The sequence below is a fragment of the Anaerolinea thermolimosa genome (assembly GCF_001050195.2).
Taxonomy (GTDB): domain Bacteria; phylum Chloroflexota; class Anaerolineae; order Anaerolineales; family Anaerolineaceae; genus Anaerolinea; species Anaerolinea thermolimosa.
Genome location: NZ_DF967970.1, coordinates 20,184 through 43,896, shown reverse-complemented (window position 1 = coordinate 43,896; position 23,713 = coordinate 20,184). Strand labels below are relative to the sequence as shown.

General features: G+C 57.6%; 21 protein-coding genes. 4 read left to right on the top strand and 17 right to left on the bottom strand.

Annotation, left to right across the window (positions count from 1 at the left end; all coding sequences use genetic code 11):
- Window positions 1-31: 31 nt before the first annotated feature.
- Window positions 32-880 carry a serine O-acetyltransferase gene (gene cysE, locus ATHL_RS19785; RefSeq protein ID WP_062196613.1) on the top strand — a complete coding sequence of 283 codons (849 nt, stop codon included), beginning with the start codon at window positions 32-34 and terminating at the stop codon, window positions 878-880.
- A gap of 73 nt (window positions 881-953) precedes the next feature.
- On the opposite strand, the gene lpdA is transcribed toward cysE, so the two are convergent.
- The 5 genes from lpdA to ATHL_RS18285 form a co-directional block, all read right to left on the bottom strand.
- Entirely contained in the window at window positions 954-2,351 is a 1,398-nt protein-coding gene (gene lpdA / locus ATHL_RS18305; RefSeq protein ID WP_062196612.1) for a dihydrolipoyl dehydrogenase, read from the bottom strand.
- 47 nt (window positions 2,352-2,398) lie between these two features.
- A complete protein-coding gene (locus ATHL_RS18300; protein WP_062196610.1) occupies window positions 2,399-3,628 on the bottom strand; it encodes a dihydrolipoamide acetyltransferase family protein in 1,230 nt (409 codons plus the stop codon).
- Window positions 3,629-3,660: 32 nt separating this feature from the next.
- Window positions 3,661-4,644, bottom strand: coding sequence for an alpha-ketoacid dehydrogenase subunit beta (locus ATHL_RS18295; RefSeq protein WP_062196608.1), 984 nt, complete (start codon window positions 4,642-4,644; stop codon window positions 3,661-3,663).
- Window positions 4,637-5,620 carry a thiamine pyrophosphate-dependent dehydrogenase E1 component subunit alpha gene (locus ATHL_RS18290; RefSeq protein ID WP_062196607.1) on the bottom strand — a complete coding sequence of 328 codons (984 nt, stop codon included), beginning with the start codon at window positions 5,618-5,620 and terminating at the stop codon, window positions 4,637-4,639. The genes ATHL_RS18295 and ATHL_RS18290 overlap by 8 nt, the downstream gene beginning before the upstream one ends.
- Before the next feature lie 89 nt (window positions 5,621-5,709).
- Window positions 5,710-6,378, bottom strand: coding sequence for an MgtC/SapB family protein (locus tag ATHL_RS18285; protein ID WP_062196605.1), 669 nt, complete (start codon window positions 6,376-6,378; stop codon window positions 5,710-5,712).
- A gap of 169 nt (window positions 6,379-6,547) precedes the next feature.
- Here ATHL_RS18285 and ATHL_RS18280 point away from each other — a divergent pair, with 169 nt between their 5' ends.
- Window positions 6,548-6,943 carry a hypothetical protein gene (locus ATHL_RS18280; protein ID WP_062196603.1) on the top strand — a complete coding sequence of 132 codons (396 nt, stop codon included), beginning with the start codon at window positions 6,548-6,550 and terminating at the stop codon, window positions 6,941-6,943.
- On the opposite strand, the gene ATHL_RS18275 is transcribed toward ATHL_RS18280, so the two are convergent.
- From ATHL_RS18275 to ATHL_RS18265, 3 genes are read right to left on the bottom strand one after another with little or no spacing between them, the layout of a single operon-like run.
- Window positions 6,924-8,615 (bottom strand): ATP-binding protein, encoded by a 1,692-nt coding sequence (locus ATHL_RS18275; protein WP_062196601.1) that lies wholly within the window; start codon window positions 8,613-8,615, stop codon window positions 6,924-6,926. The two genes, ATHL_RS18280 and ATHL_RS18275, sit on opposite strands and share 20 nt — an antisense overlap.
- Before the next feature lie 9 nt (window positions 8,616-8,624).
- Window positions 8,625-9,236, bottom strand: a complete 612-nt coding sequence (locus ATHL_RS18270; RefSeq protein WP_062196599.1) for a hypothetical protein — start codon at window positions 9,234-9,236, stop codon at window positions 8,625-8,627.
- Window positions 9,233-10,414, bottom strand: coding sequence for a DNA double-strand break repair nuclease NurA (locus ATHL_RS18265; protein WP_062196598.1), 1,182 nt, complete (start codon window positions 10,412-10,414; stop codon window positions 9,233-9,235). The genes ATHL_RS18270 and ATHL_RS18265 overlap by 4 nt, the downstream gene beginning before the upstream one ends.
- 140 nt (window positions 10,415-10,554) lie before the next feature.
- Here ATHL_RS18265 and ATHL_RS18260 point away from each other — a divergent pair, with 140 nt between their 5' ends.
- Window positions 10,555-11,286 carry an SIMPL domain-containing protein gene (locus ATHL_RS18260; RefSeq protein ID WP_062196593.1) on the top strand — a complete coding sequence of 244 codons (732 nt, stop codon included), beginning with the start codon at window positions 10,555-10,557 and terminating at the stop codon, window positions 11,284-11,286.
- A 55-nt stretch (window positions 11,287-11,341) separates the two neighbouring features.
- On the opposite strand, the gene surE is transcribed toward ATHL_RS18260, so the two are convergent.
- Both surE and ATHL_RS18250 read right to left on the bottom strand, forming a co-directional pair.
- The gene (surE, locus tag ATHL_RS18255) at window positions 11,342-12,169 is read right to left on the bottom strand and encodes a 5'/3'-nucleotidase SurE (protein ID WP_084001733.1); all 828 of its coding nucleotides are present in this window, start codon (window positions 12,167-12,169) and stop codon (window positions 11,342-11,344) included.
- A complete protein-coding gene (locus tag ATHL_RS18250) occupies window positions 12,162-12,989 on the bottom strand; it encodes a thermonuclease family protein (RefSeq protein WP_062196589.1) in 828 nt (275 codons plus the stop codon). Before ATHL_RS18250 ends, surE begins: the two co-directional genes overlap by 8 nt.
- Window positions 12,990-13,082: 93 nt before the next feature.
- Between ATHL_RS18250 and ATHL_RS18245 the strand changes: the two genes are divergently transcribed.
- On the top strand, window positions 13,083-13,739 hold the full coding sequence (locus tag ATHL_RS18245) for a CBS and ACT domain-containing protein (RefSeq protein ID WP_062196587.1): 657 nt from the start codon (window positions 13,083-13,085) through the stop codon (window positions 13,737-13,739).
- A gap of 73 nt (window positions 13,740-13,812) precedes the next feature.
- Here the strand turns inward: ATHL_RS18245 and ATHL_RS18240 are convergent, their stop codons facing one another.
- The 7 genes from ATHL_RS18240 to ATHL_RS18210 form a co-directional block, all read right to left on the bottom strand.
- Window positions 13,813-15,405 carry a S1C family serine protease gene (locus ATHL_RS18240; RefSeq protein WP_062196585.1) on the bottom strand — a complete coding sequence of 531 codons (1,593 nt, stop codon included), beginning with the start codon at window positions 15,403-15,405 and terminating at the stop codon, window positions 13,813-13,815.
- A 219-nt stretch (window positions 15,406-15,624) separates the two neighbouring features.
- Window positions 15,625-17,244 carry a tyrosine-protein kinase domain-containing protein gene (locus tag ATHL_RS18235; protein ID WP_062196583.1) on the bottom strand — a complete coding sequence of 540 codons (1,620 nt, stop codon included), beginning with the start codon at window positions 17,242-17,244 and terminating at the stop codon, window positions 15,625-15,627.
- A 5-nt stretch (window positions 17,245-17,249) separates the two neighbouring features.
- A complete protein-coding gene (locus tag ATHL_RS18230) occupies window positions 17,250-18,383 on the bottom strand; it encodes a GAF domain-containing protein (RefSeq protein WP_062196582.1) in 1,134 nt (377 codons plus the stop codon).
- A 19-nt stretch (window positions 18,384-18,402) separates the two neighbouring features.
- Window positions 18,403-19,380 carry a GHMP family kinase ATP-binding protein gene (locus tag ATHL_RS18225; protein WP_062196580.1) on the bottom strand — a complete coding sequence of 326 codons (978 nt, stop codon included), beginning with the start codon at window positions 19,378-19,380 and terminating at the stop codon, window positions 18,403-18,405.
- A gap of 19 nt (window positions 19,381-19,399) precedes the next feature.
- Window positions 19,400-20,911, bottom strand: coding sequence for a sugar transferase (locus ATHL_RS18220; protein WP_084001731.1), 1,512 nt, complete (start codon window positions 20,909-20,911; stop codon window positions 19,400-19,402).
- Entirely contained in the window at window positions 20,898-22,124 is a 1,227-nt protein-coding gene (locus ATHL_RS18215) for a glycosyltransferase (RefSeq protein WP_062196578.1), read from the bottom strand. Before ATHL_RS18215 ends, ATHL_RS18220 begins: the two co-directional genes overlap by 14 nt.
- 29 nt (window positions 22,125-22,153) lie before the next feature.
- Window positions 22,154-23,707, bottom strand: a complete 1,554-nt coding sequence (locus ATHL_RS18210) for a sialidase family protein (protein ID WP_062196576.1) — start codon at window positions 23,705-23,707, stop codon at window positions 22,154-22,156.
- Between the last annotated feature and the right edge of the window lie 6 nt (window positions 23,708-23,713).

The window sequence follows — 23,713 nt, the reverse complement described above, 5'->3', positions numbered from 1 at the left end:
TTACGGAGAACGACAACCTCAGGGAAAGGGAATGAAGATGAAATTCTTTTCTCTCATGAAAGAAGATATCCGCTCGGTCTTCGAGCGCGACCCCGCCGCGCGCAGCACCCTGGAAATCCTGCTCAGTTATCCGGGCCTTCACGCCGTCTGGGGGCACCGCATTGCCCACGGGCTGTGGAATCATGGCTTTAAATTGCTGGCGCGCTGGCTCTCTCATCTCATGCGCTTTTTAACCGGCATCGAGATTCACCCCGGCGCAAAAATCGGACGGCGCTTCTTCATTGACCACGGCATGGGCGTGGTGATCGGCGAAACCGCAGAGATCGGCGACGACGTCACCCTTTATCATGGCGTGACTCTGGGAGGCACCAGCCTGCAAAAAGGGAAGCGCCACCCCACTCTGGAAGACAACGTGGTGGTCGGAGCAGGGGCGAAAATCCTGGGGGCCATCACCGTGGGGGCTGGCAGCCGCATCGGTGCTAATGCGGTGGTGGTCAAACCCGTCCCGCCCAATTCTGTGGTGGTTGGAGTTCCCGGTCAGGTGGTGGTGCGCAGTCAACCTCGCCCGGCCAGCCCTGACCTCAACCACAATGTCATGCCCGATGCCATCGGCAACACGGTAGCCGCCCTGGTCGAGCGTGTGGAACAGCTGGAAACCCTGCTGAATGACCTGGTGCGCACCCCCATGCCCGCCGGATCCAGTGACCGCCTGGCCAGGCTCGAATCTGACCTGCGCATCCACATCCTCCAGCACCCGCACCTGCCCGGCAACGGCGGGCAAAAGAAGCCCCCACCCGAAGCGCATACCGATTCAACCCACGGCCACCTGCCGCATCAGATTCGTGAGGGGGTGTGGAGCGGCGAGGACTTCTCTATTTGACGCCAAAAACTTAAGGGCTGCCCGGCCGGGCAGCCCTTATCTTCTCTGCACACACCACACCCGGGCGCACTGGCTAGATGTGAATGGCGTGTCCCTCGGCCATTTCGGCGGCTTCCATGATCACCTCGCTCAGCGTCGGGTGGGCATGGATGTTGCGGGCGATCTCCGCAGTGGTCAATTCCATGCGCTGTGCCAGGGTCAGTTCTGGAAGCAATTCGGTTACCTCCGGGCCAATCATGTGCGCGCCGAGGATCTCGCCGTATCGGGCATCGGCGATAATCTTGACAAACCCCGCGTAATCTCCCAGGCCCAGCGCCTTACCGTTGGGCTGGAACGGGAACCGCCCCACCTTGATTTCATACCCGGCCTCCCTGGCCTGGGCTTCGGTATACCCGAAGGAAGCAATCTGCGGCTGGCAGTAGGTAGCGCGCGGCACCATGCGGTAATCAATGGTGGTGGTTTCAACCCCGGCGATGTTTTCGGCACAGATCACCCCCATCGCCGAGGCCACATGCGCCAGCAAGGTTTTGCCGGTCACATCGCCAATCGCCCAGATGCCCGGCACGTTCGTCGCCATACGCTCGTCCACCTGAACGAACCCCCGGCCATCCACCTGAACACCCACCTCTTCCAGACCCAGGTCTTTCGAATTGGGTTTGAACCCGATGGCCATGAGCGCCTGCTCAGCTTCAAGCACCTGCTCGCCCCCCTCTCCAGAAACGCGCACGCGCACACCATTCTCGGTGGTTTCCACCGCCATCACCCGGTGCCCCGCCAGCACCTGAATTTTCCGATCGCGGAAGGCTTTGCTCAATTCGGCGCTGATCTCTTCATCTTCCAGCGGCACAATGCGTGGGAGCATTTCGACAATGGTCACCGCCGATCCATACGCGCTCCAGATGGTGGCAAACTCAACCCCGATCGCCCCACCGCCAATGATGATGGCCGAGCGGGGGCACTTCTCCTGCAGGATGGCCTCGCGGTAGGTGAGCACCTTCTCTCCATCTACCGCCACACCGGGGATCGCCGCCGCCGAAGCCCCCGTGGCAAGGATGATGTTTTTCGCTTCAATGGTCGAAACCTTCCCCTCTCCATCGGTCACCTGAACGGTATTTGCCGTCATCAGGCGCGCAGTGCCCATAACCACGTCTATTTTGTTCTTCTTCATCAAAAAACCCACCCCGCGTGTGAGGCGGTCCGAAACCTGCCGGCTGCGCTTCACCGCCTTTGCATAATCCAGGGTAAGGTTCTCAAAAGAAAAGCCAAAATCCTTGCCGCGTTCGCGCAGAAGGTGCGCCACTTCGGCGTTGCGCAGCAACGCCTTGGAAGGGATGCACCCTACATTCAGGCAAACCCCTCCCAGCCACTGTTTATCAATAATTGCGGTCTTCAGACCCAGTTGAGCCGACCGGATGGCTGCAACATACCCTCCTGGCCCGGCCCCGATGACAACAACATCGTATGTGCTCATGGTGTCCTTCCTTTGACAGGCAATATAACTTTAGAGCAGCCGGAAAATCACCAGCTCTCCAGCGCTTCCACCACCTTCGCCAGAAAACCATCCGCGGTAAATCCATCTACCACCCGATGGTCGAAGGTGAGCGAGAGGTAAACCATCGGACGGACTGCGATCATGTCCTCGATCACCACCACCCGCTTCTTGATTGCGCCAACCCCTAGGATACCACACTGCGGCTGATTAATCACCGGTGTTGCAAAAAGACTGCCACTGGTGCCATGGTTGGTAAGTGTAAACGTGCCGCCGTGTACTTCATCAGGCTGAAGCCGCCGCAGACGGGTACGCTCGGCCAGGTCGTTAATGGTGCGCGCCAGCCCCAGCAGTGACAGACCATCAGCATTCTTGATCACCGGCACGATCAACCCCTGATCGCCCAGCGAAACCGCCATCCCGATATTAATCTGAGAATGAACCAGAATGCCCTCCTCCGTCCACGAAGAATTGACCACAGGGTAGGCTTTAAGCGCGGTGACGATCGCCGAAACAAAGTAAGCCGTAAAGGTCAGGCGCACTCCATCGCGGGCAAAGAGCTCCCGGTGCGCCGCGCGATGCGCCGTGGCACGCGTCATATCGGCCTCCATCATCGTCGTCACATGCGGAGCGTTACGCATACTGGCGGCCAGGTTTTCAGCGATAGCCTTACGCAACGGGTCAAGACGGATCAGCCGCCCCCTGGCGGGTTGCGGAGAGCTTTCCGCCGCTGTAACCGGCAACTCCACCGGCCGGAAGAGATCCCCATCAGCGGGGGTTTCCCAGGGAGCGGTCGGAGTTGCCGGGGCGGCCCGGTTCCGCTCCTCGATGTAAGACAACACATCTTTCTTGGTAATGCGCCCGCCTTCCCCTGTCCCCCGAACTTCGCGCAAATCCACCTGATGTTCACGCGCCAGGCGCGCCACCACCGGAGAAATAAAACCCAGTTTCCGCTTTTCCTTCGAGGTTGTGCCCTCCCGCGCGGGAGACAGAGCGGGTTTTTCTTCTCCAATGGCTTCACCCGGCTGACCAATCCAGGCCAGCACTGTGCCCGCCCGCACAGTCTCCCCCTCTGGCACCAGAATGCGCAGCAGAGTCCCCGCCGCCGGGCTTGGAATTTCAGTATCCACCTTATCGGTATTCACCGCCAGTAACGGCTCAAAACGCTCCACCGCTGAGCCTTCAGCTTTGAGCCACTGCATCACTGTCCCCTCGACCACCGATTCACCAAGTTGAGGCATGATCACCTGAACAGGCATACGCAACTCCACAGTTAAAATCTTTCACACCATCAATAAGCGGCCAGAGAGCGAATCTCGCGTAAAATTCGCTCCGGATTAAGCATGAACCACTCCTGCATGGAAGGGCTGAAAGGCACTGCGGGAACATCCGGCCCGCACAGCCGTCGCACAGGGGCATCCAGATCGGTAAAAGCCTCGCTGGCGATAATCGCGGCAATTTCTGCCCCGTAGCCACCGGTAAGGGTGTCTTCGTGAACGATCAGGGCCTTGCCGGTCTTCCTGACCGAGGCCAGAATCGTCTCGCGATCCACCGGTAAAAGCGTGCGCAGGTCAACCACTTCCACCGAAATTCCCTCAGCGGCGGCCTGCACTGCGGCCTCCAGGGCATAATGGTGCATCATCCCGTAAGCAAACAGGCTCAGGTCGTGCCCTTCACGGCTGACCTGCGCCGGGCCGATGGGCACAGTGTAATCACCGGGGGGCACCTCACCCCGGATGAGCCGGTAACCTTTCTTCGGCTCGAAAAAAAGCACCGGGTTGGGGTCGCGCACCGCCGATTTAAGCAGCCCTTTAGCGTCATAAGGATTGGATGGAATGACCACTTTCAACCCCGGAACGTGGGTAAAAAAAGCCTCCACACTCTGCGAATGATACAACCCTCCCCCTACTCCGCCTCCGTAAGGCGCTCTGATCACCATGGGAACCGTCCATTCGCCGTTGGTACGGTAGCACATGCGCGCAACTTCACTGATCAGCTGGTTGAATGCCGGGTAGATAAAGTCGGCGAACTGGATTTCGCACACGGGGCGTAACCCGTAGAGGGCGGCCCCCACCCCTACACCGACAATAGAAGCCTCAGCCAGGGGAGAATCGAACACCCGCAACGCCCCATATTTTTCATACAGCCCCTGAGTGGCCCGGAACACCCCCCCGCGCTTGCCCACATCTTCTCCAATCACCAGCACGCGGTCGTCACGCGCCAGTTCCTCATCCAGCGCCTGCCGGATCGCTTCGATGAGGGTGATTTCAGGCATGACGCACCTCCTCAGCATACACCGGGAAGGCTCCTTCTTCGCCAGGCGGGTAGGGCGTAGCCTCAGCCTGAGCCGCGGCCTCATCAATGATCTGCCGGGCGCGTTCTTCCATGGCATCCACGGCCTGCGGGGTAAGCACCCCCTCTCGTTCCAGCGTGTTCCGCGTTCGGAGCAGTCCGTCATCCTTCTTGTGAGCTTCCACTTCCTCACGCGAGCGATAAGTGCGGTCGTCATCATCTGAAGAGTGCGGGGTGATCCGGTACACACACGTTTCAATCAGAACAGGCCCATGCCCGGCACGGGCGTCTTCCACGGCCTTTTGAAAAGCCGTCAGGCAGGCAAAGGCATCCATGCCATCCACACTGACCCCGGGCAAACCCAGGCCGCGCGCCTTCTCAGCCACACTGTTCACCGCCATTTGCAGGGATACCGGCTCAGAAATGGCATACTGGTTGTTTTGCACATTAAAAACGACTGGCAGGCGGTGAATGGCCGCCCAGTTTACCGCCTCATACCATTCACCCTGCGATGTTCCCCCTTCGCCCACCGTGGTCAGCACCACTTTATCTTCTTTCCGCATCTTGATTCCCATCGCAATCCCTACGGCATGCAGTGTTTGCGTGGAAACCGGCGATGACAAACTGACCACATTCATGGAACGCATACTCCAGTGATTGGGCATCTGCCGTGCGCCGGAGCCTGGCTCTCCGCGCCGGCCCATCAACCCGAGGAAGAAATCCAGAGGGGTGTATCCCAGCGCCAGCATCAACGCCAGATCACGGTAATAAGGCACCACCCAGTCGTATCCGCGCCGAATGGCAAAAGCCGCCCCAACCTGGGCGGCTTCATGCCCGATACCGGAGACGTGAAAGGTGATCTTTCCCTGCCGATGAAGCATCCAGGCACGCTCATCCAGGCGGCGTGCAAGCAACATCGTCCAGAACATCTCCCGCTTGATCTCGGCAGTAACCTCCATGGCAACCTCCCGAATGGTTTTCGAGCTACCCTATCCAGAGCGGTAAGCTCCGATTAAGCAACACCGGAAGCTGCCCATGGGTGCACTTTTTATTCGTATTTGACGACCTTCACCCCCTCAATTTCACTGATCTTTGCCGAAAGCTGTTCCAGCGCCTCACTGCCGTGCACTTTGACCACTGCATCTATCCGCACCCGCTGCCGGCTGACGTTGCGCCGCAAACGGAAGTGATCTACCTCCAGTGAGTTCTGCCGGATCAAATCGCGCACCTGCTGTACCACCCCCGCGCGGTCGATTGCATAGACCGAAAACTGAGCCGAGATGTTCGGAATGATCATTCGGTTTTCCACACGTGTGAGCACGATGAGCACCACCAGCAAAAGGGCCGTCACCCCGGCGGCCGCCAGAAGATAACCCGCCCCCACCGCCAGCCCCACCACGGCCATCGTCCATAAAGAAGCCGCCGTGGTCAGCCCTTTGACGGTCGGGCCGAAACGCAAAATCGCCCCAGCCCCCAGGAAGCCGATCCCCGAAAGCACCTGAGCCGCCAGGCGGGCAGGGTCTCCATTGGGCACCAGTCCCCGAAATTGCATCGCCAGGTTAATGGAAAGCACCATCGCCAGGGTGGAGCCGCACACCAGCACAATATGCGTGCGTAACCCCGCCGGTTGACTCTGCCGTTCACGCTCGAGTCCCACCAGCATCCCCAGCCCGGCGGCAATGAGAATGCGAAGGAGGATCTCACCATCCGTAATCATGCTGCACCTCCAGAGCTCTTGTAAATGAAAGATCAAGATAATGACCGCGCCCTCAAAAAACACCCATCCCAAAATAGACAATGGATGTATGATAAATATACCTTACCCTGCAATCCTGCGCGGGGTTCTTAGGGTAGAGGGATATCCTGGCCTTTTTCTGGAGGAATGAATGGAAAAGCGTTACCGTGCGTTGCGTATCATCGGCTCAGCGTACAAGATCCTTGGAGCCATCGTTCTGGTGATCACCATCGTGGGTGCATTGGGCATCTGCCTGGCCGGCATTGTGGGCGGCACCGCCCTGCGCGATTTTTCCCGCGAGTTTGGCCCCGGCATGCGTAGCATGGGGGTTCTCGGCGGTGCCATCGGGGGCATCCTTTCTGCCCTGATCACCCTGGTCTTCGGCGGGGTCGGCGGCCTGACGGTCTACGCCACCGGTGAAGCGATTTACCTGCTGATTGATATTGAGGAAAATACCCGCGCCACCCGGCTGGCCCACCAGCAGCCACCTTACCAGCCCGCAGTGCCTCCCGCGACTCCACCGGAGGTCAAAAACCCAGTTCCTTGAGGATTTCGGCTTCCGATTTTTTACCCGGGGCGCGCTGACCGAACAATTCTACCCAGAATTGCTCATCGTAACGGCGCGAACGCACCGGGATAGGCATGGGCACACCCCACCCCAGCAGAAGCACCTCTTCTTTGGGTTGCAGGCGTGCCAGCATACCCCGCAGGGCATCTTTTCCGGCCAGGCCGGAGAGAACCGCCTGAATATCCAGATCGTCACCCAGCCAGCCCGAAATCCGCGTGCCGAGCTGTGACATGACCTCATCGTAAATCTGCGATGGCCGCTGATCGATGATCAACAGGGTGACGTAATATTTGCGCATCTCACGGGCAATGGTGCTGAAGGCCGTCTGCGCCGCCACTTCACGGTTGAGAAGTTTGTGCGCTTCTTCAACCACGATCACAAGAGGGCGGGGCTTCAGCTCGGGTTTTCCCTCGCGCAGGTAGTCACCGGTCTTCTTCTCCCAGGCAGCACGAATACGCCGGGTGAGGATATTGGCCACCAGCAGATAGTCCAGATCGGTTTCGAACCGCCCAAAAGAAAGCACCACGTGCTGGCCGGCTTCCAGGGCTTTGATAATTTCACCCACGGTGTCGGCGGCAGGGCGCTCAACGATATACTCCCGTTCGAACACCCGCCCCAGCTTGCCATACAGGCCCTCAGCCGCGGCGGGGTGCACCCCTGCCCGCTGAGCCCAGGCGGCCACACTGTCGGACGCATCCACAAGTTTGCCCTCCTCGTTCTCCACCTTGGCGCCGTAACGCATCTTTTTAAACTCATGGAACCAGCGGGGGCCAAACTCTCGTTCCAGGGCCGCCAGAGTGGCGGGGGTGGTTTCTTTAAGGTTAAGTTCGCGGGTGAGCATTTCAATATCGGCGGGGTCAATGTCGTTCTCGGCAATTTCCAGGTTGAAATCTGGCTGTACCCCGCGAAAATCACTCGTCCGCCCCAGCCCCACCAGCCGCACCCGCGAACGGAATTTCGACTTAAGCCCCGGCAGAGTCACATTCCGATCCGAGTCGTGCACATCGGGGCCATACTCGTTGTGCATATCAAAAATCAACGCTCCGGCCACGTTATGGTAGATCAGCCCTGCCAGTACAATCCGGGTAAGGAAAGACTTTCCCGTGCCGGTAGCGCCAAAAATACCCGCCGAGCGCTGCACCAGCTTGTCCAGATCAATACACACGGGGTGCCCCTGTTCACGGGTGTAGCCGATGACGTAATTTCCCTTTTCCCTGGGGTCACCAAAAATTTGCGCCACATCGCCCAGATCTGCCAGGCGCACACGGGCATGGTGCGCAGGGATGGTTTTGATGGGCACCGGATGTTCAAAGAGAGGCTCCCCCACCTGCGGACTGTGCACCATCAGTGCCGGGAGCACCTCCAGGTTGGTATACAGGGTTTGCCCGTGCAGGAGCGCGGCCATACCGGCGGGCAGGCGTTCTTCGCTTTGCTCGTCGGCAAAACGCGGGTCGGTGGCACCCAGCTGTAAATCGGTCACCAGGCCGTAAAAGAGCCAGTCACCGCTCTCGGTAACGACAAACGCGCCTTCCTGAACCGTATGCGCTGGCACCGTGAGACGCACCCGCAGGTTTTCCTTGAGCCCGCCGCCGACGATATACCCGATCACCTGCCCATTTTGGAGATTACCACTCAATTGGACTCGTTCCATGCTTCCCTCTCATTCCTCCATGACTTCAGAAAGCGCTCCCAGCACGCTCATCAGCGTGGGGTAATCGTCCCGTAACAGGGTGATCAGTTCCTGCACGGCCTGATTGCGCCACTCGGGACGCCCCGCGGCAGATTGTGCCCGCTGGGCCTGGTTTACATGGGCGGCCAGCAGTTCGCCCACGGGGACTTCTCCGGCCATGGCAAGAATATGCCTGAAGTACCCAAAACGCCCCACTGCGGTAAACGCGGCCACCTCCGCCTCGGTGCACGGGTATATTGCATCCAGACTGAGCGGTGGACGCGGCGGAAGGAGATGCCAGATGCGCCTGTTCTCCTGATACCCCACATGCAACACCGAAAACTCCACCGGCACATTCCGGTTCAGGCGGTTATCGGCCAGCACTTCCGGAGATACCTGTTCAGCAGTCACCAGTTGCCTCACCAGGCCGTCATCATCGATATGGATGTCATAGACCATCCCGAAAATCTGATATTCCTCCCCCGTGAAGGGAATACGCACCAGGCTCCCAAAAGCCGGTGCCCCTGCCTGAGAGACCCGGCAACCCACCACACAGAACCGGGTGCTGGCGCGCAGTAATCGACCCATCTCGTATGCGTTCATGCGTTGATCCGTGTCCTTCCCTGCAATTCTTTGGCCCACTGCTTGTTCGATGGATTCTCCGGCTCCACTCCCTGACGTCGGAGTTCGGCCTGGATCATGCGTTCGATCTCCTCAATTTCATCCGGGTGCACCACGGCCACCTCATGCGCCCGATGCAAAAGATACGGGTAGGGGCGCGCCCCCAGTTGAGCCGATTGCTCCACCAGCACCTCCTGAAGCAGGTTGAGCAGCACGGGTTCCTCCGCCACCCAGCGGGGAACTTCAACCCGGGCAATTTGCGCATGTCCCGCGCGCCCCACATTGAGATAAAAACAGTAGAGCGCCAGCTTATCGGTGAAAGGGTTGGGTTCTGGCAGGCGCATGGCCAGCACTGCCGAACGCTCCCCCGGCCCCAGCAGGCGAGCGAATAAATCGCGGTCGCGCACCGGCCAGAGCGGGCGTTCACGCCCGGCTTCACCCAGCTTATTTTCGCGCGCCAGCAACGCCAGCTCTAACAACCCCACCAGATAATCACTGCGCGGTTTATCCACATAACCGGCGGCGGCCGTTCGTGGCGCGGCCAGTTCCCGCAACACCCCCAGGTATTCCTTTAGTTTTTCTTCGAAAAACTTGCTTTCCTGCCCCTGCCCGAACAACTGCAGGGGGCCATCGGTCAGGGTAACCACCAGCTGTCCTGCCTGGCTGTGGGGATGCGCCAGCTCCATTAAGAGCCTTCGCTCTTCCAGGTCGCGCCAGATCGCCACATCCGCATCCGACATCGGTCGCCGGTCAATGGTGCAATCCTCGCCAAAACGCAGGCTGGTATGGATTTGCTCCCGCGGTGGCTCGCCTGGTCGAAAGCAAACCGCCCCCACATTGATGGCAATAAACTCCACTGCGCCATGCCGCCCCGGGTTGATCTGAGACCCATCCGCGGCCAGCAGGACACGTGGTTGCCCCGATACCGTCAGCGGGGCCGCCGTGTCCAACGGCTCAGCACCGGCCAGTGCACACCGCAGGCCAGGGTTGAAGCGCCCCCCGCGTTCGGCCAGAGTGTTCAGGTACTCACCCTCTCCGGCCAGCTCATGGAGCAATTGCCAGGCCTGCTCACGGAGTGCCTCTAACCACGCCTGGCGCAACCGCGCCTTTTGCCCCATGTTCCGAATCTGTTCCAACGCCTGCTGATAATGGATGGGCATATCTCACCTAGAACATTTGTTTCTTCCATTATACTGTAATTCTATTCTGTTATTCGTTCAAAATAATCGTCTCAATGGGAACTTTTAGCCATTGGGTGCGTCTTACCTGCAGAATAACCTACTACCACAGGAGACCTGTTATGAAACACAACCGTTTATCCGTACTTCTCTTCCTCGGACTGATCCTGGTTCTGGCCCTCTCGGCCTGCCAGGCGGCGCCTATCACAACCTCCAGGGATTCCAGCATTCCTTACCCCCGGCAACTCAATGTTTCTGGCAACGGGAAGGTCTACCTCGCCCCTGATGTGGCGTATGTGAATGTCGGTGTACACAGCCAGGCCGAGAACGTGACCGACGCTCTGAATCAGAACAACGCCAAAGCCCAGGCCATCGCCAATACCCTGAAAGAACTGGGCATCGACGAAAAAGACATTCAGACCTCTGCCTTCAATATCTTCCCTCAACAGCAATTCGATAACGAAGGCAAGCTCACCGGCACGATCTACATGGTCGATAACGTGGTCAATGTGACCGTGCGTGACCTGAGCATCCTGGGCAAGTTACTCGACGCCGCCGTCCGTTCAGGCGCCAACACCATCAACAGCATCAACTTTGATGTGCTCGATAAAACCGCCGCCATTACCGAAGCGCGCAAGCTGGCCGTAGAAGACGCCCAGCGGCAGGCGCAGGAACTGGCCGCTGCCGCCGGGGTGCAACTGGGCGATCTGATCTCGATGAATAGCTATGCCAGCTCTGGCCCGGCTGTCATGTACGACATGAAAGGCGGGGTTGGGGCCAGCGGGCAGGTGCCCGTCAGCGCCGGGCAGTTACAGATCAGCGTGGATGTCAACCTCAGCTACGAGATTAAGTAACCACTCCCTTCTCGGCTCACCCACTCCCCCGGGCATATCGGCCCGGGGGGTTTTTTTACGTCCCTTCGAAGAGCATCTCCAGGGTGGTGAAGTCTGTCCGCGAAGTCAGGTCAATGCTGATCGGTGTGACCGAAATCACCCGGTCAAACACCAGCGCATAAATATCCGAATCGGGCTCCAGCGAGGTTTCATCCACCTGCACCCTGGCCGAGACGAACCCTCGTTCCTGCCAGCCTCCCTCACGGATCAGGTAGGGCATGTAATACCGCTGGCGTGACTGCCTTGTCACCCGCCAGGGAGTCTGCGGGGTAGCATCTGCGGGAATATCCACCTTAAGCAGATCCACATCGGCAGGCAGGGAGCGTGAGAGCATCGCGCGGGCAAAACGCGCGGTAAAATCCGCCGCTACACTGAAGTCCAGGTCGTGATAGGCGTACCAGTCTTCGCTGAAGATCTGCAAAGAAACCGCCAGCGCCGGCACACCCAGCGCAGCAGCCTCCATTGCCGCCCCCACCGTCCCCGAAATTGTCACGCCACTGCCCACATTCTCACCGTAATTAATCCCCGACACCACCAGGTCAGGCCGGCGCGGCAGAATCTCCAGAAGAGCGTGTAATACTGCCTGAGCAGGGGTGCCGCCCACCGCGTAGGCCTCCACGTCCTCCAGCGAGTCGAGCGTCACCCGTTCGATCTTCCCGTCTGTCGTCACCGGCAGGCTGCGCCCGGCACTGGTTTGCTGTTCGCGGGGAGCAGCCACCACCAACCGGCCCAGTTCCCGCAGAGAACGGGCGGCGGCGGCAATTCCCGGAGATTGAATGCCATCATCATTGGTAAGAAGGATCAACTTTTCCTGTTCCGTCATCGTTTCTAAAACCTCATTCATCGCAGGCCAGCCCGTTATGATCGGGGTCAAGCCCGGTATTCCGGTAATCTCCACAGGCGTTGTAACAGGCCTGTGCCGCCGATTGACTGGAAAAATCAGCACAGGTATAGCGCACGGTGCAATCGCACCCCGACTCAGAGAGGGTGCCCCCCGGAAGCATCGGGGTGCCCTCGGCCAGCCCCCAGTAGCCAAGCTTCTCCTGCCGTGCCAGGGCCTCTGCGGCTAACAACACCGCCTGGCAGGTCTGCGCTGGCGGAGAAAACCCCGGCAGGGCCAGCCCTCGCCGAATCAGCTCAAAATTGACCAGCACATCTCCCACCAGCACATAACGCAGGCGGTTCCCCCGCTCGTCCAGATCTACAAGATCAGAGACCAGTGTCACCCTTTGCCCTTCAACCAGCTGGCGGTTGAAGGCCGCGGAAGCCTGGCCATCGCCCACCGGGTCTACCCCCAGATAGCGCACAAAATACCGCCGTCCACCTTCCTTGACCTCAATGACAGACCCGCTCACCACCGCGCTCACCTGTCCCTCAGTACGCGGCGCATCAGGCGCCAGGCAACTTAACGGATTGAGAGGAGTGGGCGAAGGCGTAACCGTCGGCCAGGGACTGGGGGTGGGCGTTTCGGAAGGTGTCAGGGTTGGCCATGGCGTGACCGAAGGGGGCAGGGAGGCTGATGGCGTCGGGGAAGCCCCTTCGGTTGAAGCGCCTACCCCTGATTGTATCCAGAAGAACACCCCTCCCAGGCCGCCAAGCGCCAGCAAAAACACCAGCAGAAGCAATGCGTCTTGCGCTCCATGCACTTTTGGATGAGAAGACATAGGCGCATTATACCAAGCTGCTGCATCCGCGCGCATTCCGGTTTACAATAGAAGGCAGACCATCCGCATGTACTTCAGAAGGAGGATTCCACCATGTTTGTTGGAGAACGCATGTCTCACCCTGTGCTGACCATCACCCCGGACGTGCCGGTGCAGGATGCGCTCGCCCGGATGCGGAAAGATAAAGTGCGCCGCTATCCTGTGCTCGATAAACGCGGCAAATTGATCGGCATTGTGACCGACTCAGACCTGATGAACGCCTCACCCTCAGAAGCCACCACGCTCAGCGTCTGGGAGATCAATTATCTTCTTTCAAAAATCACCGTGGAACGGGTCATGACCCGCGAAGTGATCACCACCACCGAAGACACCACCGTCGAAGAAGCCGCCAGCCTGATGGCCGATAAAAAAATCGGCGGGTTGCCGGTGATGCGCGGAGAACGCCTGGTAGGGATGATCACCGAAACCGACATCTTCAAAATCTTCCTGGAAATGCTCGGCGCCCGCTCTGCAGGTGTGCGCATCACGGTAGAAGTGCCCGACACTCCCGGCAAGCTCTATGAACTGGCGGGCGCCATTTACCGGCTGGGCGGCAATATTCACGGCATGGGAGCCATCCAGGGAGAGAGCAGCCAGACGCGCACCCTCACCTTCAAAGTGGCCGACGTGCCCCTGGATGAACTCAAACAGGCCTTCGAGCCCCTTGTAGAAAAAATCATCGATATTCGCCAGGAAACAGGCACCGTCTGAATCACACCGGAGTAAAAAAGGCGGGCAGGGGTTTCCCTGCCCGCCTTAGGTTCAGCGCCGTTCAGCCCTCGTATCAGGGCAGAGGGCCAATGACATCAAAGGTGCGCCGAATTTCATCCAGAGCGGCCAGATCGGCATCGCTCATGATATTCACCATAAGGGTGACCAGGAAGGCCGTCTTATTTTGCTGGGGGCGAGCCGAAAGCAACACTACCGTATTGGTAGTCCCCGCGCACTTTTCAAAGACATCATACGCACCCTCAAAAGCACTGTCTTTGTAATCATAGCGACCGGCATAGTCACAATCGGCCCTGAGGCCGTCACGATACAGGTCAAGAATCTGAATATACCCCCCCAGTTTGGCCAGGTCATCCGAAACAGCAAAGAAGACACCCGGTTCATCCCAGGCGTTATTGAAGTTGTACAGACTTGCCGCCGCGGTAATGCTGGCGCCGATAATTTCACCATCCAGCACCCACGCACTGCCATCCACCTCACTCCACGTCGCCGGAATGTTCACCTGGATCGAATTGTAATCATCCTGCACGGTAACAAACCCGCTGTAGTTCTCTGTAGTACTCTCCGTCTGGCCGCCCAGTTCACCGGCGAAGGAAAAACTTGTCTCCAGGGGCTTGCCGTTCAGCTGGCCCGCCAGATACTCACTGGAGGCAAAACGCAGCACCTCGATGGAAATGGTGTCGGTTTCATTGCGGGTACGTAGAATGCCACAGTAATCTTTCATCGAGCCATCCGTGGCCAGGATCAACCCTTCCATGGTGGTGATAATGTCGCCGCCTTTGACCCCCGCCTTATCCGCCGGAGAACCCGATTTCACCGAAGACACCCAGATTCCGGAGAGGGAACCATCTTCCGAGGTCACCGCCTGGCCGTTAACCCCGATGGATTCAAAATCGCCTTCTTTGAGCTTCTCGACGACCGACATGGCTTCCTGAGCGCGGATGGCAAAGTTCTGGTCGTATCGATCGTTGCCAGCATAATTGATTCCCACCACCTTCCCGGTGGCATCGACCAGCGGGCCGCCTGAATTTCCTCCGCGAATGCGCGCGTCATGCTCGATCACTGCCGGAACCGAAGCCCAGTAGCTCTCGCCATTGGCCCTGGCTTTGGAGACAATCCCCTTGGTGAGGGTGTATTCCGGGTCGCCCAGGGGGAATCCCGCCGCATAAACCTCAAGGCCGGGCTCCACCGAGCCGGTATATATCTCCAGATAAGGATACCCCTCACCCTCAATGTCGATCAACGCCAGATCCCAGCATTCCGAAACGCCAAGCACCTTTGCCGAACGCGGCTCACGCTCACCGCCTACCCAGACCTTTAACAGCGCGGCGCCTGTGACCACATGGTTATTGGTCACCGCCAGCCCCGAGGGGTCGATGATAAAGCCCGTTCCCCGCCCGGCGGCATTGTAAACGGTGCCCACCTGAGGGTCTACAAAAGTTCCCTGAGCTTCGATCTGAACCGTGGCCTTTTTAACCTGCTCAAGGCTCGAAACCACATTAGAAACCGTAGCTGTGGGCTCCGGGGTGCTGGTCGCAACCGGGGCCGGGGTCTCCGTAGGCTGAGAACCTCCGCCCCCTGTAAACGCACAGGCCATGCTCACCATCGCCAGAATCAGCAGTCCAACTATCCATGGATGGCGTTTCATAAATCAAGCTCTCCTTTTTATAAAATAATAAGAGGAAAATCACCCGCTGATCTGACTGTGAGGGACGGCTTTCGGCAGAGAAACCCGACCTTTTCAGCATATCAGCCTGACCCTTTTAATGATTTTATCATAATGGAGATTGCTAAACTCCATAATTACCTTGCTTTTGCCTTACAATCGCCGGTAAAAAAGCGCCCTTCAGGAAGGATACTCCCCCTCTTACTTGCCTGAAAAAGTCAACTCGCTTTTCTTGGGCACTTTTTTATCTTCGTCTTCTTCGCGCTTCTTTTTCTTCTCATAATACCCGTAAGGCAGGTAATAACGATACCCGCCATAATACCCGATGCGCTTTAATGGAATGCGGTTCAGCACCACACCGATGATCTTTCCACCCGCCATGGCAATCCGCTCTTTCATCACCCGCGCCATTTCCCGGCTGGTATAGCCAGGACGGATAACAGTAATCACGCCATCCACTTTGGCGGCAAAGATCATCGCATCTGAGACCAGGAAGGGCGAGCTATCGATCAAAATAATATCCGCCAGGGGTTTTAATTCACACAGAAGATTTTCCACCTTCTCGGCCGTGAGCAGCAGATCGGGGAGCACGGCTTCATCGCCTACGGTGATCAGCCGCAGACCGCCGCCGTCCCAGGTGCGAAGCGCCTTCTCCACACTGAGCTTGCCTTGCAGAACATCGGTCAACCCACGACGGTCTGAAATGTCAAAGAACTCATGCAACGAAGGCTTCCGCAAATCGCCATCCACCAGAATGACCCTTTTCCCGCCCTGTGAGAAGCTCACCGCGAGGTTGGCCGCCACCGAGGTTTTCCCGTCTCCGGTATCAGGACTGGTGATCAGCAACGCCAGGGGGCCGTTATCCAGGTTTTGCAGTTCAATGTTCGCGCGCAGGGTTCGGAAGGCTTCTGCCATGAGTGAACGGGGATGCCTGGCCACATAGAGGCTGGCATTGGCTTTGCGCCCCAGGTCAGAGATATACCCCACGATAGGAGCGTCTATCAACCGGGCCAGCTCTTCCGGGTTCTGAATGGCTTCATCGAGATACTCCAGCAAATAGGCACAGCCTGCTCCCAGAACCAGCCCCGCCATGCCACACAGAGCGATGATCAGATAACGATTGGGACCGGTCGGTCTGACGGGCAGCGAAGCTGGCTCAATGACCTGCAAGATATTGGTGATGTTCTCCTTACTGCTGGAAAGCAGATTAGCGTAGTTGGTGCGCAACAGGCTGAGCTTATCCTCCAGGGTACGCAACTCGGCCTTGGCCTGTTCTATCTCGTGGGCACTGGTCAGCCCTCCCAGAGAATCCTGCCTGGCAACCAGTTCTTTCTCGGTCGCCACGATCTGCTCCTGAAGCTTCTGGAGCTGCTCCTGTATGAAAGCCTCATTATTCGAATTTACTTCCTTACTGCCCGGACTGACCAGAATCAACTGGTTGGCCAGCTCAGACGCCACATGCATGGCGCGCTCCGGGCTGGTATCAATCACGTCAATCTCGATGAACTGGCCATTTCCAAACGTCTTGACCACATACTTGGGCAACCAGGTCATTCCCAGAGCTTTTTTCACTCCCTCCTGCACTGGCTCGCGATAGGCCATATCGGAATACAAACTGCTCAACTGCTGATTGAGCCAGAAATCGTTGCTCGAGGGGTTGGCTTCCAAAAGTGTCCGCCCGATCATCAGCGTGGTACGTGCCGTGTATACCGCGGGTTGATCACGCAGGATGAAATAGGCTGTGCCGGTTGCCAGCGCCGCAGCTGCCAGGAGGAGCCACCACCATTTAAAGATCGGAGCCAGGTAGGGACGAATATCCATAGGAATTACCTTTGCCGGTTGAAAATCTGGAATGTGAGAAACACCGCCACCGTTGTGAGCAGAGAAAGATCATCCTCAGTGAACTGGCTGGTATCGTTTCGCGCCAGAGTCAACACACCGGTCACCCGGTTGCGCGCAATGAGAGGAACACTGATCACCGAACGTGATCCATGCCGGCCAATTTCCCAGGCTCGCGGCAGCCAGCGCGGGTCATTCTGCGTATCAGGAACCAGCGCCGATGCCTGATTTTTGATCACCCAGCCAGCCAGGCCCTCTTTGAATACATCCACCAGTTGTTGTTTGATGCCAGGCTGTACCTTGCCCGCATATGCCAGAATGCCATCGGTAATATTGCCATTTTCATCCACCACCAGGAAACTCCCACTTGTAGCCCCGATGCTTTCCACCGTCAGTTGAAGGATACGTTGCAACAGATCATAAACTTCGGTGTAGTTGTTCATTTCCTGACTGATGGCATTCAAGAGATCGTAAGTATTGCGGATGGGCCTGCTATCCACCCTGGAAGCAGCCAAGCGGTTAGAGGCGCCAAACAGAGCCGCCAGCTGTTCAATGAACGGTTTGGATTGAGTCATCTCCCGAATGGTGGAAATGACCATGTGCTCAATCATCAGATGAATATCCTCCACCTGTTCAATACGGTTGGAAGGCACATGTACATGGAGTTTCACCATTCCGCCCAGCTTACCACCGTTGAACCCTGTTAACCCGATTGTAAAGGCATTGGCCATGTTGGCAAGCTCTACTGCTTTGAGCACATTGGGCGAGTTCCCGCTGGCCGAAATGGCAATCACCACATCGTCTTCCCGCACCAGCCCGGCCAGCTGTTGAGAAAAGATCATCTCATAGCCTTCATCATTGGCATAGGCTGTAATCGAAGCCACATTGTCGGTCAGGCCGATCACCCGAAAATGAGGCAATCCCGAAACGCGTGTGTTTTTAGCCAGGTCACACACAAAATGAGAAGCCGTGGTGGCACTCCCGCCATTGCCCATCACAAAAACCTGGTGGTCATGCAATCGCGCTCTGACGAGCACGTCTACCATCTCCTGAATAGCCGTCATGGGGATGAGGTCGAGGGTCTGATGCAAATCATTAATATATTTCCGGATGTTGTCCATATGACTCCTCCCTTAAACATCAACGTCGATAATTAAAGATGACTTTCACGCCATCCCGCTCCAGGCGGAATGGCAATTCCTGAAGATGGCCCATAGCGTGGCGCACAGCATCCTGGCGCTCTCGCGGGCAATACAACAAAAGAAAACCCCCGCCCCCTGCTCCAGTGATTTTACCACCCAGGGCGCCGGCCTTTCTGGCCGTGTCGTACAGGGCATCAATCTCACCATTGCTGATGCGGCTGGCCAGTTTCTTTTTTAATTTCCAGGCCTGGTCAAGCATACTCCCGATGGCGTCCAGATTACCATGTTCCAGTTCTTTTCTTGCCAGACAGGCCATTTCTCTCATTTCACGTAACACCTGAAGCCGGTCCTGGATGTTCGCCTTCTGCTCGGTGAGGATCGAATCGGCCTGCCGCCCCACACCGGTGTAGAACAGAAGGAAGTTTTCGTCCAGTTGCCGTTTCAGGTCTGCCGAGATAGGAATCCTCGTTCCAATCACCTGTCCATCGGGGCGGAATTCAAAGAAACGCAACCCGCCATAAGCAATCGCGTACTGATCCTGCACCCCGATGGGCTTCTGTAGACGTTCAATTTCAATCTGACAGGCCTCACGCGCCAGCTGTTCGGCAGTTACCGTCTCACCCAGGTAGGTGTACATGGCCAGCAACGCTCCAGCCGTGACGGCGCTCGAAGACCCCAGCCCCGAGCCCGCTGAAGGAATGTCTCCCATGGTGGTAATCTCCACCCCCTGGCTGATCCCTGTGAGGCGCAATGCCTCGCGGATCAACTCATGTTTGAGTTCATCCACCGTGTCCACCATTTCGGTCTGGGTATACCCCACGCGTAGCTTGGCATCGAACCGGTTCTTGATCGTCACAAAAATGTACTTATCAATCGTCGAGGTCAGCACACATCCCCCCTCCTGCCGGTAAAAATCAGGGAAGTCGGTACCGCCTCCGAAGAAACTAATGCGCAAGGGCGCCTGTACGATGATCATAAGCCTCTTTTCACAAAACTCAGTAAGCCCCTCTCCCTTTGATGACCGCCGGGATGGTGCGTAAAAGCAATTGCAGATCAAGCCAGACCGTCCAGTTGCGGATGTAATACATATCCAGCCTGACGCGCTCATCGTAACTGACGTCTGACCGCCCGCTCACCTGCCACAGGCCGGTAATGCCCGGGCGCACAGTCAGCAGGTTGATGCCATACTTTCGATACTCGTTGATCTCCGCCGGAGAGATCATCCGCGGCCCAACGATGGACATTTCGTGCCGCAGTACGTTGAATAACTGAGGAAGCTCGTCCAAGCTGAACTTCCGCAGGAATTTACCCACCCGCGTGACCCGCGGATCATCCTTGAGCTTATGCGTGCGCGCCAGTTCTTCCTTGAGCTCAGGATATTGTTCCAGAATTTCGTCCCCGTTGACGTACATGGTGCGGAACTTGAAGGCATCGAAGGTTTTACCATTGACCCCCATCACCCGTCGGCGGTGGATCACCGGGCCGGGAGAATCGAGCTTAATCAACAGGGCAATGATCCCCATCACTGGAAGCAATGGGATCATCAGCAACAGCGCGATACTGTAATCCATGAGGTTCTTAAGCACCCTGTCGACCCCGGTTAGCCTTACCTTATTCACCTTTACCAGAGGTACACTGGCAATTTCGGTCACATCCAGCCCGGTTGTAATAATTTCATACAGACCGGAAGAAAGGCGCAGGTTCACTCCGCTTCCCACTCCGTATTTCTTGAACAGGTCGAGCAGGTCTTCCCTCGAAATGGCACTGGTGGCCACCACCAGCTCTTCGATGCCAAAGCGGCGTACCAGTTCATCCAGGGCGGGCGTCCCGCCAAGGTAAGGCAGAGGATGAGCCCCCATAGACCCTTCGGCAGGGGGATGGTTATCTACATACCCCAGCACATTCAGGCCAGAATACTTCCAATCCGAAAGCTGCTCGGCCAGCAACTGCCCCTCTTCGTTCGCCCCGATGATCAGCGCCGGAGCAATGAAGAACCCTTTTTCACGAAAGATGCGGATAAGCCGCCGCACCAGGAAACGCCCACCGCTGGTGAAGAGGAACGCCAGAAGCCATGAGGCCACCAGCCAGCCGCGCGCCACCACGAAATCTGGCCCTAAAAACCCCACCACAATCACCAGCAGCATTCCCGTCAACGTGGCAGAAAAGATGCGTGCGTACTCGCGCGTGCCCGAGAGCAGATATTGCCGGTTATAAAGCCCGAAAAAGGCGTAGAGAAGCAGCCAGCCCGGGATCAAAACATAGACAAGGTGGATGTAAAACTCATAATTCGGAACGACCTCCAGCCGAAAGAGCGGGAAGCCCAGATTGAACCGGACAAAATAAGCCACTCTGAACGCCAGGCCGACCGACAGAAAATCCAGCAGAATCAGAGCCAGCACAAAAAGCTTCCACTGGTGGGCATGCACCAGCGATTGCTTGGCCTGTGAGATGCGACTCTGCACCGTTTCATACTCAAAAGGGAAAGCCCTTGTATTAGACAATCTCATCGTAGACCTCCTCCAGCCGCTCAATCACCTTCGGCCAGGGATGATTCTCTTCAACATAGCAACGGCCGGTCCGGGCAATCTGTTCGCGATAGGCCGGATCCTCGAGAAGACGGATCACCAACGCAGCGAACTCCTGCGGCGTATCGGCGATGAGCACCTCTCTACCGGCTTCCACCGCCAGGGCTGAAACCGCCCTGGATGTGGTGACCACCGGCAATCCGCAGGCCATGGCCTCCAGCACTTTATTTTGAATTCCTGCCCCATATTGAATGGGCGCAACAGCCACCGTAGCCCGATGTAAATACGGGCGAATATCAGCCACCGTACCCGTTACTTCCACTGCAGGATGGCGTGCCAGTGCCCGCACTTCGGCAGTGGGGTCTTTTCCGACGATCACCAGGCGCACTTCAGGGTGACGCTGCCAGATCAGCGGCAGGACTTCTTCAACAAAGGTTACCGCCATGGTGACATTAGCGTGGTAACTCATCTTGCCGCTGATCACCAGCGTGGCAGGGTCTCTGGGAACATCGCCGTTCTGCGGCGTGTAATACTCCAGATCCACCCCGTTGGGAATTACCCGCACATGAGACGATAGCGCCCCTCCGCGCATAAGCCCCACCAGTGCCTCGCGGTCATGCGAAGAGGTGACCAGCACCCGGTCAAACTGGCCCGTCAGCCAGCCCTCATATCGGGGGGTGCGCCCGAGTTCAAAATGAGTGAGCCAGCGGCTCAGCAGGCGCCGACTCTGGCCCGCCGCCTGCCTGAAGAGCAGGGTGATGCAATCCACGCTATCCCAGACCACCGGCAGGCGCCGGGAGGATGCCGAAGAGGCCGCTTTGATGTTCATCAGATCAAGCCCGTAACGCGCACCGCGCAGGTGCTCAACATGCACCAGATCGAACCCCCCATCTTTTTGAATTAGCTCTCGCGCCAGCTGGCTCAACGCAGGTTGCCAGCAATACATCGCCTGAAGAGGCGTGCTGGTCGGCAGTGCCAGAAGGCTGTTGGCCATGGATCGCCACCGGGGCAGCGGCAGGGCATAAACCTCGCGGCAAAACGAGCGCAGGGCTTTCACATCGTCCCTCTCCGCCAGTGAGGTGTACAGCGTCAGCAGGGTGATCTCATGACCGCGCGCCGCCAGATAACGGATGAGGTTATAGGGGCGAACCCTGATCAGGCTGGGGACGTAAGGAACGATGAATAAAATCTTCATGGTCAACTCATCTTCACTTTCACCGGGCCTTACCGCTTACGCAGGAAGGCAATCAACACCACCCCGGCCAGGAAAAGAACCGAAGGAATCACTGCTTTAACCACCACCGCCAGATAATCCTGCTCTGCATAAAGCACATTTCCCCCCGGTGCATTCTCGGTAGCACGCAGGGTTGGGTTCAACGGGAAATTAACCTCCGAAGGCGTGACCTCTGGCGAGGGCGGCGGAGGAGAAACCTCCAGTGTAGGCGTGGGAGAAACCGGAGTAAAGGTCGGAATTATCTGAGCGGGTTCACTGGCCGCAGCAGACACTCCCCGCGCATACCACACCCGATAACGCCCCTTATCCGATTCCCAGATATGGGCTTCATCCCGTACAAACCACACCACATTAATCTGATTGCCCTGACTGATCGCCACCCGCGGCCATTCGGGCACATCCTTCTCATATTCCGCAATCGTGGTTGGCGAAGACCAGGTTTGACCATCCCAGACCACATCAAGGACATCTACCGTCTTTGAATCGATGGCCTTTCGGCCTACAAAGATGAGGTGAAGGTTACCCGCGCTATCGCTGGCCATCGAATAGGTATCGAGATTGGATTTATAAACCGCCGCCGCCCCCCATACGCCGGAAATCTGTGCCGGGGCCGACCAGGTTCTTCCGGCATCCTCTGAGACGGAATACATCAGCCAGTCATACGGCAACGCCCAGAACACCACCACCAGACGCTTCTCGCGATCAATGCCCAGGGTGATATTTTTTAAATTGGGATTTTCGATGACCGAAAAGGCTGTAGCTTTTGTCCAGGTCACCCCACCATCGTAGGAAGCGGCGTACTTAACCGTGGTTGGGTCAGGAAGCTGCCCCAGGCCACCTCCCTGCCCGCCTTCCCATACCACATGGAGCTGGTCTTTGGAGTCAATGATCAAGGTGGGCTTGGCCACCCCATCCTGTTCCAGCGAGATATCCACCGCCGGAGACCAGGTTTCTCCGGCATCTGCCGACTGGCGATAATACAGATGATAACAACCCATGCAGGCCACACTGGAAGCATTCTCGGTATACACCAGGTGAATAACCCCCTTGCTGTCTATGGCCATACGAGAAAAATAAGCCACCTGCTGCCCGCTAAGCACCTGACGATCTGTCCATGCTGCTGCTGAACCGGCATTCCAGATGGGTGCGCGCGAATAATACAGGGTTTTCGTGTCCACAAAAGTAAGGTGCAGATACCCACGCGGGTCTACCAGCATGGCCGGGCGGGTGGCGGCACTGCCGCTCTCCTGTGCCACAGCCGCTACATCATTGGGCGGACTCCACACCTCGCCATTGACCGAGCTGGTATAGACCACCGCATCGAAACCGGGCACCCCGGAGGCCCAGGCCACATGAACCCTGCCGGAGCGGTCTGCGGTAATATCCGGAAACCAGGAAAACGAGCCGGCTGGCGAGAGGGGAATGGCCGTTCCCCAGCTGACAGTTTGCCCCATCGAACGGCCAGATACACTTCCCAGCAGCAACACCCCAAGCAAAAAGGCCAGACAGACCAGCCCAACCCGGAAGATTCTGAAATGCTTCATCGAATG